Origin of the sequence: Sphingobium sp. HWE2-09 (assembly GCF_035989265.1) — a bacterium.
In the GTDB taxonomy this organism is placed as follows: Bacteria; Pseudomonadota; Alphaproteobacteria; order Sphingomonadales; family Sphingomonadaceae; genus Sphingobium.
In genome coordinates this window covers 510,222-524,283 of record NZ_JAYKZX010000003.1, presented here as the reverse complement: position 1 = coordinate 524,283, position 14,062 = coordinate 510,222, and the positions used below count along the sequence as shown (strand labels likewise).

The following is a 14,062-nucleotide window of genomic DNA, read 5'->3' as shown; positions in this document are numbered from 1 at the left end:
ATCACGTCATGCAAGGCCCTTCGCGGCCAGATAGCCTGCCATGTTGTTGCCTGCAAAGGGCAGATGGTCGGCCATCAGCTTCCCGTGCGCTTCTCCTGTCGGCGAGCGCCAGTCACCCATCAGCTCCGCGCCGACACCGACCCAGGTGATCGGCACGACGCCGACCTGGACCATGCGCGCGATCGCCGCAGCCTCGACGCGCTTGTCCCATGTGCCCGACGCATCAAGCACGGCGTAAACATCATAGCCGGCCTGCTTGGCAGACAGCGCCACGAAGGCAAGACAAACCTCGGTCGAGATGCCAGCAACAAGCAGCTTCTTGCGCCCGGTCTTTTCGACAGCCGCAACGAACTCGGCATTGTCCCAGGCGTTGATCTCGCCGGGCCGCGCGACGATCGTCGCGTCCGGCAGACCTTGCGCCACGACCGGCATGACCGGCCCATTGGGACCGTCGGCGGCGCTGGTGGTGATCACCGTCGGCAGCTTGTAGATCTGCGCTATCGTGACGAGCGCCTTCACATTGTTGACGAATTCGGGAGGGCTCTGCGTCTGGACCCCATTGGCAAGGCCGGTCTGGTGGTCCACGAAAAGCACGGCAGCGTTGTCTGCAGTCAGGCGGTCATAGGACATCGTCAATTCCTTCATCTGGTGCCACTCGATCATGTGATCGACCGACACCAGATACGGTTCCCTTTCATGACGAACTAGCTATCCATATAGGCACTCACCGTTCCTTTTTTAGGAACGGTACTTTGAGCCAAATCTCGGCATTCGCTTAGCCGTTGCATTTAAAAAAGAATGGGATTTAACCGCCGCTTTTGCGCAGACCGTCATTAGCCAAGGTATCGGCGAATGGCGGTTTTGCACCACTTCCGGGCTACCGATATGAACGCTTTTTAGTCTTAAACCGCTGATTTGGTAATCCTAGCAGCAGACCGGCTGCTTTTTTCTTCCGTCGATTGACGCTTTTGAACGGATGGTGGAGCCATGACCATGTATTGCAAGGCTCCACTACTCAACAATTGAGCGTCAGAAACGCGTGCGGAGCGTCACGCCATAGGTGCGCGGATCACCCAGCGTCCCGGTGATCGCCCCCGTATTGGCGGCCGATAAGCTCTGGAAATAGCCCTTATTGAAGAGGTTGCGGCCCCACACTTGCAGGTCCAGCGCGCCATCCCGCGCGCGCACGCCGACCCGCGCGTTCAGCAGGCTATAGCCAGGAATGAGCGAATAGCGCGACAGGCTGGCCGTCGTGTAGAAGTTGGAACGGAAGCTGAAATCGGCGCCCGTATAGAATTCCGCGTCATGCCCAAGGCGATTGCCGACTGGAGCTTTTGCCTCGCCCCCAGCGGAGAACGCCCATTTTGACACGCCGGGTAGCCGGTCGCCCGACAGATTGCAGGACGTGACGCCTGTCGTTTCGATCGGGCATGGGGCATTAGGATAGCTGACATATTGCGCATCGGTGTAGGTACCCGAGCCATAGAGGGAGAGCCATGGCGTGGGCGTGACGCGGACATCTCCTTCGAACCCGCGCGTGCGAACCTTCCCGACATTGGTGAAGTAGGAAATATTGTTGCGGTCGGGCGCAGTGTCGATGATCGTCGTCTGATAGTCGCTGACGTCGGTCCAGAAACCGGCGAGGTTCGTTATCAGCTTGCCGCCCAGCCAGCTGGTCTTGACGCCCAGCTCATAGCTGTCGATCGTTTCCGGCTTGATGACGGGATCGACGGCGAACTGACCGGTGGTGACGATGTTGGCAAGGTTCAGCCCACCAAATTTATTGCCGCGACCATAGGTGGCGTAGAGCAGCGCGTCTGGGGTCACCTTCCAGGACAATGTCGCCTGACCTGAGAGGCGACCTTCCTTCGTCCTGGCCTCATAATAGTTGGCGACGCCATAGCGAGCGCGGATCGCCTGCGCCGCGGCCTGCTGCGCGGTCGTCAGACCGCTCAGGTCCGCCCCCGTCGCCTCCTGATCGAACCAACCGGTCTTGGTTTCATAGGTGTAGCGCAGGCCCGTAGTGAGGTCGATCGTGGGCGTGATATGCCAGATCGTCTGGCCGAAGGCGGCATAGCTGTTCGTGACGGGCTTCGAATGGCTGAGAACGGTGTAATTGTTGAGCGCTGCGGCGCCGACCGTCGGATCGACGGTCGGCGCCAGGAACCAGGCTGCCGCGTCAGCACCATAGGCGTTGAGTGCTTCGGCCTTGATCGACTGCCACAGATAATAAAGACCAGCGATATAATCGACCCTGCGCTCGCCTTCGGAAGCGATGCGCAACTCCTGGCTGAACTGCTGCTGGTTGTTACTCTGATGGAAATCCCGTCCGGCATCAAGGCGGGTGCTGTCGCCATCATTATGGGGATACCAGTCCCACCGGCGCCAGGAGGTGACGGATGTCAGCGAATGGCCCGGCAGAGTGAGGTCCGCAATGGCCGCCACGCCGCCTTGGCGCATCTTGTAGCGAGGGTTGCCGTTCACATCGACGATGCGTTCACTTGGCGCATCGGTGACGACCGGAACACCCAACCGCGTGGTCCGATCAGTATAGTTGTTCGCGAAATTGCTGCCATTGTCGTAGCTGCGGATGACGCCGGTCAGGACGGCGGCGGCAGTCTGCTGCTTTTGGAAGCCATAGTCGCCAATAAGCCGCAGCTTGAAATTGTTCGTCGGCGTGAAGAGCAACTGCCCACGTAGGCCGAAATCGTGATAATCCTGCGTCTTGCTGTCGTCATAGCGGTTGGAGACATAGCCATCCCGATCCGTCTTCGAAACATAGATGCGCGCAGCCAGCTTATCGTCGATCAGCGCGCCGCTCGCATAGGCGTGCAGTTGGCGGAAATCATAATTGCCATAGGTCAGATCACCGCCGATTTCCGGATCGAAGGTCGGCGACTTGGTCGTGATCACGACCGCACCGGCGGACGTGTTCTTGCCAAACAGGGTGCCTTGGGGGCCGCGCAGAACCTCAATCCGCTCGATGTCGGCAAGGTCGAAGACTGCCTGGCCTGGCCGGGCGAGATAGACCTGGTCCATATAGACGCCGACTGCCGGCTCAAGTCCGTCATTGTAGACCGAGACATTGTTGCCCAGGCCGCGAATGTTGATGCTGGTGTTACGTGGATTGGTGACCGTCACCACAAGGCTGGGGCTCAACGCCTGAAGGTCGCGCAGATTGTAGGTGCGTGTCGCCGCAAGCTGTTCGCCGCCATAGCTGTTCGCCGCGACCGGCACGTCTTGGATTTTCTCATTACGCCGGCGCGCCGTGATGATGATGGCACCGCCCTCGTAAAGCGCCTCTGCAGGCGTAGCGGTGATCACGGCTTCATTCTGTGCCGCATGGGATTGAGGCACCGCAATCGGAGCAAGGGCGGCTGCAAGAGCAAGGATGGAAGACGAATGGAGGACGGTCATGAAACCCCTTTTCACGGCATCTGAACGGTTGATTGATTCTCAAGTCAGCGAGTAGAGATATTATTGGACGTCTCGCCAGACAGTTTTTCTATCAATGTCATAGACAATTGATTGCTTCGGATTTCCAGGGTTGTTGCCTTAGTTCGGCCGCCAGACGCGCCACTCAACCCTGGAGATGCCGGATGAGTAAATTCTTGAAATCAGCCATTTTGCTTGCCGCCACCGCCTTGTCGTGCGGCAACGTCGCGAAAGCCCAGTCAGCCCCTGTCGCAAAGAATAGCGCTGATCCGGCCCCCGCAGCCCACCGACCAAATTTCCTTCTGATCGTCGCCGACGACCTGGGATGGTCGGACCTGGGATCCTTCGGCGGGGAGATCGCCACCCCCAATCTGGATGCTATCGCCACTGCAGGTGTGCGGTTCACAGGCTTCCACACGGCACCGACCTGTTCGCCAACCCGTTCGATGCTGCTCAGCGGCGTCGACAATCATCAGGCGGGTCTTGGCAGCATGGCTGAAACCCTTCAGCCCGACCAAACCGGGCAGCCCGGCTATGAAGGCTATCTCAACGATCGGGTGGCTTCGATCGCAGAGCTGCTGCATGAGGGCGGCTATCGTACGCTCATGTCGGGGAAATGGCATCTGGGCCTGACCCCTGAACGGGGGCCTGCCGCGCGCGGGTTCGAGCGATCCTATGCTCTGCTTCAAGGGCTCGGCAATCATTTTGGTGCTGACCAGAATGCTGCATGGAAGGCGATCGATGCGTCCCCGACCTATCGCGACAATGGCAAGGTCGTATCCTATCCCAAGGGGCGCTTTTCTGCCGACTATTTTACCGATCGGCTGATCGGCTTTCTGGAAGAAGGCGCAAAGGATGGCCGCCCCTTCTTTGCTTATCTGCCTTATTCCACACCACACTGGCCGATCCAAGCGCCGCCGGAAGATATCGCCAGATATAAGGGGCGCTATGATGCCGGCTATGAGGCACTTCGCGATGCAAGGTTGAAGCGCCAGAAGGAACTCGGCCTCGTACCTGCTGATATTCAGCCGCATCAATGGCAGGATGTGAAACCTTGGGCGTCGCTCAGCGCCGAAGAAAAGGCCGTGGAATCGCGTAAGATGGAAGTCTACGCCGCGATGGTCGACCGCATGGATCAGAATGTCGGCCGCGTGGTGGCGACCCTCAAGCACCTCGGAAAATATGAGGACACGGTGATCATTTTCCTCGCCGACAATGGCCCTGAAGGCAATGTCATCGATGCGCCTCATCAGGCGGTTTTGAAGCCGGAACGTGCGGCGAAGCTTGGCATCGACAATAGCCTGGGCAATATCGGCGCCGCCAATAGCTATCTCGGCTATGGTCCTGGATGGGCCCAGGCGAACAGTTCGCCATCCTGGCTGGTCAAGGGCTATCCGACCGAAGGCGGCACCCGCGTGACTGCGTTCGCCGCGGGGCCGCATGTTGCAGGCGGACGAATTGCCAACGCTTTTCTCAACGTCACTGACATTGCGCCGACCCTGCTCAACCTTGCTGGCCAGACCCAGCCCGCCAGCTTCGCTGGACGCGCCATTCTGCCATTCCAGGGGCATAGCCTTGTACCCGTGTTGAGCGGTAGCGAGGCAAATGTGCGTCAGCCGGGCGAAGCGGTGGGCACCGAACTCTTCTACCGCCGCGCGTTGCGCAAAGGCGACTGGAAGGCGGTGTACCTGCCCAAGTCCGGTAGTGCCTATCCACGCGGCGGCTTCGGGACGGGCGCCTGGCAGTTGTTCAACGTCGCGCGTGATCCGGCCGAAGCTAATGACCTTGCCGCCAGCGAACCTGCAAAGCTGCAGGAGTTGGTCGCTGACTGGAATAGCTATGCCAAAGACAAGGGCGTGGTCGTTCCTTCCGAGGACGGTGCGAAGAAATGAGCCTGAAGCGGCGGATCGGGCGGGCGACGTTTCTATTCGCCGCCGCGTTGCCCTTGCTGGGGGCATCCTCGCCTGTTGTTCCCGTCCGGGGTGCGCGATGCGATAGCCGGGATGGACGAGTCCTTATTCCTGCCGGCACCGTGCTTCTGGGCGAGGATGGAGAAGGAAAGCCGGGACGGAAGGTAGCTGTCGCTGCCTTCCGGATCGACCGGCATGAGGTGACCAATCGGCAGTTTGCAGATTTCGTCGCCGCTACCGGGTATCGGACTGCGGCTGAACGCGCGGGCGGTTCTGCCATATTCGTGTCGCCGCTTGGCCAAGTTGATCTCAACAATGCGGCCAACTGGTGGAACTATCGCAAGGGCGCTGACTGGAAGCATCCTGATGGACCCGGGAGCGACAACTCGGGTCGCGAGGAGTGGCCCGTCGTACATGTCGACTATGAGGATGCCTGGGCCTACGCGCGCTGGGCTGGCGCGACGCTTCCGAGCGAAGCGCAATGGGAGCGCGCCGCGCGAGGCAAGCAAAGTGAGCCTCGCCATCCTGCAAGCTGGGCCTATGATCGTGAAGGCCGTCCGACGGCGAACAGTTGGCAGGGTGTCTTCCCCGTCCGCGATACTGGTAAGGACGGCTATGTCGGACTGGCACCGGTTGGCTGCTTCGAGGCCAATGGTTTTGGTCTTCGCGACATGGTCGGCAATGTGTGGGAATGGACCAGCGAGCAGCGGGATCGGAACGGCTTGATCAAGGGTGGCTCCTATCTATGTGCGATGAACTACTGCGCCAATTTCAGGCCCGCCGCATTCCAGGCGCAGGAGTTGGACCTCGGCACCTCCCATATCGGGTTCAGGACGATCAGAACGCAAACGGCTGCTGAAGGCTGAGGAGCATAATGGGGGAGAGGTAAGTCGATCTGGCTGACGCTGGTTCATCAGGGATGCCGACCGCTGTCGGATCTGGCGGGCATAATGTGTAGCTTTCGCCCATTCCCCCACATCCCGATGCAATGGCTCAATAGTTCCAAGCTGTTCGAGCCTTTCCGCCCCGTCGCGCATTGGTCAGACATGAGCATCGTAGATCCGGAACTGTCGGGCGGCGGCGCCTGCGGTGCGCCCAGGTTCACGGCGCGAGGCGATCCTTCGCGGGCTGGTCTGTGACATTGTCTCGTTTGCCAGAAGGTGCATGGCGCGCCCTGTTCCGCCTTCGCCGTCTATCACGCGCAACATCTCATCGAGTGAAGGGACAAGGAAGATCGATCCAAATCCCGATCCAGGCGCAAGTCGCTCCGGCGTGTCAAGCCAGGTGCATAGGAGCCGGGGCGCCATCGTGTCGCCGACAGCCCCACCCAGAGGATCCCCCCTTCCGATGACAATGTCGATGTCATCGTCATGAACCAAGGTGGCTACCATCACTGTAGCCACGGCGATCCAGGTCAGCGCGCCTGGGTCGAGGTGCGTTATCATCTTCGTAGTGGCCATCGCTGACGGCACGCCGACCCGCTCCTGCACGGCTCCCTGCGTGGTTAGTTCATACATCACACGTGAATTCCATGTCGCCTGCGTGATGGTCCTCTACATCGGAACAGATCGACGTACCCCCGCGACACCGCCAGATGATCCCGCGCAGGAGCCAATCTACATGTCGACCGTATCATACTGGTCGTCGCTATGAGATCCTATGCTTAGGGCCATAGCTATCGAGCCGCGCCTAACTTGTGATTCCCGGCAGGCTAAGCTGGCGATGCTGTCCAACCGCCGAAATGGTAAAGTGAAAAGCGAGAGCAAAGGGTTTGCGCCCTGCATTCCGCTGGCAACGGAGCAGTTGCGAAAAAACCTTGCCTGAAGGCGGAAATCTATTTCACGAACCTCAATCGGATTGAAGCAGGACTACCGATCCATTCGCACCTTTCGAAGCCCTGATATCGAAACTGCTTTCCAAGGCCAGAACGAATTCGTCCCCTTCGTTCAGGCCGAACCGACCAGTAATCAATGTCCCTGCAATACGCGGATCGCCGATCGTCAACGGGATCTTCCGGTATCGGTTGAATTCCTCCACCACTTCCTCCAACGGCTCTTCCTCGAACTCCAGGAAGCCCTCGGTCCAAGCTATACGTTGCTGCACTATACCGGGGTCGGTGATGATCGACGTCGCAATGCCCGGACGGATGAACGCGGACGATCCGGCGTGTACCTTTACCGGATCAGCACCCTTGTTCGCGACCAGAACGACGCCTTCGGTCACCGCCAGTTCGGTCACGCCATCCCGACGCCGGATGTTGAACTTCGTGCCCAGCACCTTGATTTCGCTGTCGCCCAGGTCGACGTAGAAAGGGCGATGAACGTCCTTGGCGATATCGAACATCGCTTCGCCGCGCAGTAGTCGCACCTTGCGCTGACTGCCGTTGATAAGGACGTCCAGACTGGTATCGCTGTTCATGGCAATGGACGATCCGTCGGACAGTTGCGCGGTTTCCCGTTGCCCCAGTTGCGTGGCGCGATGGTCGCCCCACAGGCGGAAATGCCCGGCAAGCCCGATGCCAGCGACTGTGGCGGCCGCAGCACCCAGAAGGGCGGCGGTCATCCCCCGGCGGGAAATGGCAGGATGGGGGGTGTTCTCGCCTGGTACATGCGCCTTTCGAGGATCGCTCGCCATATCGGCGGCGGCCTCGTCATCGATTTCGACATAGAACTCATCCCCTCTCAGCCGGAGACGCTCTCCTTTCAACCAGACATCCGCTGCGGCTGCATAGGCGACCCCGTGATAGGGATGGCTTGCGATCCATTGCTGCGCTGCCGCACGATCGGCGGGATCATCGCACCCGTCAAGCAGGACGACCAGACGCGCGGCTTCCGCCTCGATTTTCCGTCTTTGTGTTTTGTCTGGCAGGGGTGTGTTCGGCATCATGATTTTCGCTGTCCATCGTTCCACGGGCGATCGAGGCGAGAGCCCGGCTCAAATGGTTCTCTACTGTAGAGACGGACAAACCCATCTCCGCTGCCACATCAGCGACCGAATATTCTTCGACCCGGCGCAGCATGAATGCGCGTCTTTGCTGCATCGGCAGCTTTTTCACAAGATTTTCCAGGCGTCGCAATTCGTCGCGGGCATTAAGCATGCCGTCATAACTGACAGTTTTGCCCAGATCATCCAGATCGGCCATATAGTCGAAGGAAATAATCGCTTCCCTTCGCGCCTGATCGATCAACAGATTGCGGGCGATCCGGTGCATAAAGGCCAGGCCGTTGCGGATTTGCCGCCAATCGTCCACCGCATAGGCCCGCATCAGAACCTCTGCGACGATGTCGTCCAAATCCATATGCCCCGGCAGAATCTTGCGCAGGCGACGCCGTAACAGGCCGCGCGACGGCAGGATCACATCCTGAAACCATCTGGTCTTTTCTGATGGATCGTCCACGCATACCCCCGTTGGAAAGCCGATCCCCTCCCGCCACGAAGGAAGCGATTGCGCAGGCATATGTCCAGTCACAAAAATTCAATAATTTTCGCGCCGCCTGTGGGGGGAGTTGGGAAATGGACCGTCAATATGGAGTGAGAACCAACAAAACAGAAAAGTCGGAGAGGTGATAATGGGGGATCACACTCTATGCGACATTCATACCGTATTTCGCTGCGCCATATTTTGGCGAGCACTGCATTCATTGCGACATCCATTGTCAGCTTTCAGGCCAATGCCGAAGATCATCAGTTCAGCATACCGTCCCAATCTGTCTCGGCGGCCTTGCAACTATTTGCCAAGCAGTCCGGCTATCGCCTGCTCTTTCCATCGCGGAGCGTCATGGACCTCAAGTCCCGCTCGCTGTCAGGTTCGTTATCGGCGGAGGACGCGCTCAATCTGCTGCTCACCGACACCCCGCTGCGGATCGCGTCCATCCGGGGCAAGGTGATCGCCCTGACCGCGCGCAAGGGCGAGATGCTGGCAGTTTCGCGCTTCTCGCTGGCGAAACCCGTCCAGCTTGCCGCATTGCAGCCCAGCCTTGGCATGATGCCAGCCGCCACTGAAGCGCCCGCTCCGCCCATCGACGAAATCGTTGTGATAGGCAGCCAGATTCGCGGCGCGAAAACGACCGGCGCCCTTCCCGTATCGGTCGTGGGCAAGGATGACATAGCAGCCATTGGCGCCGTTTCGGCCAACGACCTGTTTCGTACCCTGCCCCAGGCCAGCGACATGACATTCAACGAGCAGACGCTGGGCGGGGGCAGCCCCAATGCGGCGCGGGGCGACGTCGCCTCCGTCAGCTTGCGCGGGTTGGAACAGGGCAATACGCTGGTCCTGCTGAATGGCCGACGGATGGTGCTGCATCCCACGTCGCAGACGAGCAACGGTACGCCGGTCCTGACCTACAACATCAATGCCGTGCCGGTCGGCGGCCTGGAGCGGGTGGAAGTGTTGCGCGATGGCGCGGCGGCGCTCTATGGCTCCGACGCTGTTGCCGGTGTGGTCAACAATGTGCTGTCGACCGACTATACCGGCCTGTCGATGGATGCGACCTATGGCGGCGCCGAAGGCACCGGCCTCCGCGAGTTTCAGTTGAACGGCAAATATGGTTCGGATTTTGCGGCGGGTCGGGGCAATATCAGTCTGATGGCCAATTTTACGCGCCGGACCAGCCTTGCGGTAGGTGACCAGGATTATACCGCCACTAACGATTTGCGATCTCTGGTCGAAGGCACGGCCTTTGCGGGCAACACGGCGTTCGATACGCGTTCGACCAGTTCGTCCTGGGGTGCCTTCCGCACGCAGAATGGATCGGCGGTACGCAGCAACGGCACGTTGGTCACGAGCGCGGCCGGCGTCTTTCACATCCAGCCGCAAAGCAATGCGGGCTGCCAGATCAACCTGTCCACGGCACCCGGCATCTGCATCGACGACGGCGTCATCACTGGCGCGGGCGACAGGAACCTGCGGGCCGATAACAATGCGGCTTTTCCCGACATCACCGTCACGCCATCGACCAACCGTCTCAACCTGTTCGCCTTCGTCAACTACGAGTTGAACGACAGCATCAAATTCTTCAGCGAACTTGGATATTATCGCGCCAAGTCTAAGGGGTACACGACCCCCGGCACGCTTCTGGCCACCACGCCGATCACGATTGCCGCGAGCGCCTATTGGAACCCGTTTGGGGCCGTCGGCTCTGCTAACCGTCTGCCTGGCATCGATGCGCCCGCAGGCGGGCTGAACCTGTCGACCGTCAACCTGTCGATCCGCGACGCGGGTATGCGACAGGTCAATGTGACCAACCAGCAATATCGCCTGCTCGCGGGCCTGAAGGGCGAGATCGGCAACTGGGATTGGGAATCTGCGGCACTATATTCGGAAGCCACGGTCAAGGATTCCGGAGACGCCATCAGCAATAGCCTGTTGCAAGCTGCAATCAATCGTACCACAGCCGACGCCTATAATCCCTTCAACGGCGGCGATCCCACCAACCCCAGCGGGGCCGATACCACGCCGTCCAGCCAGGCGACGATCGATTCGTTCATCGTCACATCGACCAGGCGCAACAAGACGACGCTGGCCTTGTGGGACGCCAAGGTTTCAAACGCGCAGCTTATCGACATCTGGGGCGCACCCATCGGGATCGCCGCGGGTATCGAATTGCGTCGCGAAACCTATAAGGATGATCGCGACGCGCTGCAGGATGGATCGACGCCCTTCGTCGATTCCGTAACGGGTGTCCGCTATTCCAGCGATCTGCTGGGCGCCAGCTATCGGCCCGACATTTATGGCAAGCGGACCGTGTTTTCGGCCTATGCCGAACTCGCCGTTCCGGTCTTTACGCCCGAGATGGAAATACCGATGTTCCGCGCCCTCGAATTTCAGCTTGCGGGCCGCTATGAACGCTACAGCGATGTGGGCGACGTCGCCAAACCCAAACTGGCCGGCTTCTGGGATCTGCTGGACGGCATCCGGTTACGTGGGTCCATATCTGGAGGTTTCCGGGCGCCCAACTTGGAAGTCATCAACACACCGGTGTCCGAAGGCGTGAATAGCCGCACCGACTATGTCCAGTGCGAGGCGGACCTGCGCGCCAGGCGGATCAGCAGTTTTTCCGCCTGTACGCGCAGCTTTGCCGTGCAGCAGCGTCGCGACGGCAACAGCGACCTGAAGCCCGAGGAATCGACGAGCTGGTCGCTCGGCACGGTATTGACCCCGCCTCTGCCAGGCGGACTGGGCAAGGTGACGCTCACGGTCGATCGCTGGCGGATCAAGCAGAAAGGGTCCGTGGGAATATTGTCGGACGCAACGGAAATCGCTCTCGATTATCTCGCGCGCGTAAACGGTTCCAGCAATCCCAATGTCGTGCGCGCCGCGGCCACTGCGGACGACATAGCGCGTTATGCCGGTACGGGCATCGCACCGACCGGTGACATACTCTACGTCGATTCCCGTTATGAAAATCTGCTGCCGCTCGACGTGCAGGGCATCGATTTCGGATTCAACTATGCATCGCCCCCCACGTCCATCGGGCGCTTCACGCTGAGTTTCAACGCGTCGAAGCTGATCAAATATTATCAGTCCCCTTCCGCGCAGGTGCAATCGCTGCTCGATGCGATAGCAGGTGGCGACATCAACGCGGCCATCGGGGTCACCGGAGCTGCCGATCTGGTGCGGCAAGACGGGCATCCGCGCTGGCGCTATTCGGGCACCTTGACCTGGTACAAGGGGCCGATCCAGGTCGGATTATTTACCCAATATATCGGGTCGGTCGAACAATCGACGGTCTTCGACGCCAGTGCCAATCCCTATGTGGTGGACTCGCAGATGACCGGCAATCTCTACGCCCAATATATGATGAAGAAGGACGGGCTGGGCGGATCGACCTCGATTCAGCTTGGCGTCCGCAACTTTACGAACGAGCGTCCACCCCTTGCAACGAGCGGCTATCTGGCGTCGCTCTACCAGCCGCAGCGGCGCTACTGGTATGCGACCGTTCGCAAGTCCTTTTGATACAGTCGTCCATCAGCATGGGAAGCAACATGGCCATCGCCTCCAAAATCTTGTCGACCTGCCTTATCGCGTTGGCCCTTCCCTGTACGGCCTTTGCGCTGCCCCCGAAGGAGGCGGCGGCGACGCAGACGGCTGCAGACCGCGCCTTGCCTGAATTTGTCGCATTCCTGCAGCTGCCCAATGTCATGCACAAATCGACCGCAGACATGCGGAAGAATGCGGACTGGGTGGAGGCGGCTTTCAGACGACACGGGTTCGAAGCGCGCCAGTTGGAAGATGGCGAGACACCCATGATATTCGCCCAGACCGCCAATCCGTCGCCCAAGCGCAAGACCATATTGTTCTATGCCCATATGGATGGCCAGGCCGTCTTCCCCAAGGATTGGGACCAGCCAGATCCGTTTCAGCCGGTCCTGAAACAAAAGGGTGCGGACGGGACATTCACGTCCCTCCCGATAGAGATGATCATAAAAGGTGGCGCGATCGAACCGGAATGGCGGCTGTTCGCCCGCTCGGCGGCCGACGACAAGGCGCCGATCATGATGTTGATGGCTGCGATGGACGCCCTTAAGGCACAGGGTAAGACCCCAGCGATCAACATCAAGATCATCATCGATTCCCATGAAGAAGGTGGCCCGCCCACCCTGAAGGATGTCGTCGCCAACAATCTCGATCTGCTCAAGGCCGACGCTGTGATCATGCTGGATGGCCCCATGCACCCCAGCAATCGGCCGACGCTGGTATATGGCCATCGCGGCGGGACAGGCTTCGATCTCACCGTATTCGCCGGCAATAATGACGCACATAGCGGGCATTTCGGCAATTTTCTGCCCGATCCCAGCTTTGCGCTGGCGCATCTGCTGTCGACCATGCGGGACGGCGAAGGGCGTGTACTCATTCCCGGCTATTATGACGGGGTGGATATGAGCCCGGCGATGAAGAAGGTGCTGGCCGCCGTACCGGACGACGAAGCCGCGATCCGCGCCCGTATCGGCATAGCCCGCAACGAAAAGGTCGGTGACAATTATCAGGAGGCGATGAACTATCCAACGTTCAACATCACTTCGATGATATCGGGTCAGCCCGGCAGTCGGCGTTCAGTCATTCCGGCATTCGCGACGGCCAGTATCAGTTCCCGCACGGTTCCGGGCACACCGCCCGAACGTCAGATCGCACTGGTCCGCAAATGGGTGGAAGGCCAAGGCTATCATCTAGTCGCCGACACGCCGACCGAGAAAGAACGTCTTACATTCCCGTTCCTGGCGGCGATCAAGGGCGGCGGCGGTATGCCGGCCTTGATGACGCCGCTTGACGCCGATGTCGGCAAATGGGCCGCGAGAGCATTCCGCGATGCGTTCGGGGAAGAGCCGGTACGCATTCCCATCATGGGCGGCGGGGTGCCGACGAAGCCGCTTGCCGATGGCCTGAAAGTCCCCATCCTACTGATCCCTCTGGTCAACGCCGACAATAACCAGCATGCGGCCAACGAAAATCTGCGGCTCGGCAATTTTTCTACTGGCGTACGGAGCCTGTACGCGCTTTTCACCACCGATTTCGCAGTTTCTGATCAAAAGTGAGGTTATTGTCTCCTGCTCACATAGATGGCTTCGGACGAAGGATTTTACGTTCGCTATGATAGTAGCCGGACGACCCGTTGAAGCGCGTTAACTGCGAGCGAATTCGTCAGAGACACTTTCGGATTGCCGAAATACCGCGACGGTGGCCGGACAAGGCTGAGCAGTTGAAGCCGCGCCTCAATATA

9 protein-coding genes are annotated in these 14,062 nt (G+C 59.6%); 4 read left to right on the top strand and 5 right to left on the bottom strand.

Annotated elements, in window-relative coordinates:
* Positions 1 to 6 precede the first annotated feature (6 nt).
* Positions 7 to 678: an isochorismatase family protein gene (locus U5A89_RS07995; protein WP_338160646.1), complete on the bottom strand. Its 672-nt coding sequence runs from the start codon at positions 676 to 678 to the stop codon at positions 7 to 9.
* 351 nt (positions 679 to 1,029) lie between these two features.
* The gene (locus tag U5A89_RS07990; RefSeq protein WP_338160645.1) at positions 1,030 to 3,357 is read right to left on the bottom strand and encodes a TonB-dependent receptor; all 2,328 of its coding nucleotides are present in this window, start codon (positions 3,355 to 3,357) and stop codon (positions 1,030 to 1,032) included.
* 242 nt (positions 3,358 to 3,599) lie between these two features.
* Here U5A89_RS07990 and U5A89_RS07985 point away from each other — a divergent pair, with 242 nt between their 5' ends.
* Complete coding sequence (locus U5A89_RS07985; protein WP_338160644.1) at positions 3,600 to 5,327, top strand: arylsulfatase; 1,728 nt, start codon at positions 3,600 to 3,602, stop codon at positions 5,325 to 5,327.
* Entirely contained in the window at positions 5,324 to 6,211 is an 888-nt protein-coding gene (locus tag U5A89_RS07980) for an SUMF1/EgtB/PvdO family nonheme iron enzyme (protein WP_338160643.1), read from the top strand. Before U5A89_RS07985 ends, U5A89_RS07980 begins: the two co-directional genes overlap by 4 nt.
* A gap of 174 nt (positions 6,212 to 6,385) precedes the next feature.
* On the opposite strand, the gene U5A89_RS07975 is transcribed toward U5A89_RS07980, so the two are convergent.
* The 3 genes from U5A89_RS07975 to U5A89_RS07965 form a co-directional block, all read right to left on the bottom strand.
* Positions 6,386 to 6,862: a hypothetical protein gene (locus U5A89_RS07975; RefSeq protein WP_338160642.1), complete on the bottom strand. Its 477-nt coding sequence runs from the start codon at positions 6,860 to 6,862 to the stop codon at positions 6,386 to 6,388.
* 331 nt (positions 6,863 to 7,193) lie between these two features.
* Positions 7,194 to 7,907, bottom strand: a complete 714-nt coding sequence (locus U5A89_RS07970; protein WP_338160641.1) for a FecR family protein — start codon at positions 7,905 to 7,907, stop codon at positions 7,194 to 7,196.
* A gap of 241 nt (positions 7,908 to 8,148) precedes the next feature.
* Positions 8,149 to 8,742: an RNA polymerase sigma factor gene (locus U5A89_RS07965; RefSeq protein WP_338160640.1), complete on the bottom strand. Its 594-nt coding sequence runs from the start codon at positions 8,740 to 8,742 to the stop codon at positions 8,149 to 8,151.
* A gap of 381 nt (positions 8,743 to 9,123) precedes the next feature.
* On the opposite strand from U5A89_RS07965, the gene U5A89_RS07960 reads away from it, so the two are divergent.
* Positions 9,124 to 12,300, top strand: coding sequence for a TonB-dependent receptor domain-containing protein (locus U5A89_RS07960; RefSeq protein WP_338160639.1), 3,177 nt, complete (start codon positions 9,124 to 9,126; stop codon positions 12,298 to 12,300).
* Between the two features lie 29 nt (positions 12,301 to 12,329).
* Entirely contained in the window at positions 12,330 to 13,877 is a 1,548-nt protein-coding gene (locus U5A89_RS07955) for a M20/M25/M40 family metallo-hydrolase (protein WP_338160638.1), read from the top strand.
* Positions 13,878 to 14,062: the final 185 nt, after the last annotated feature.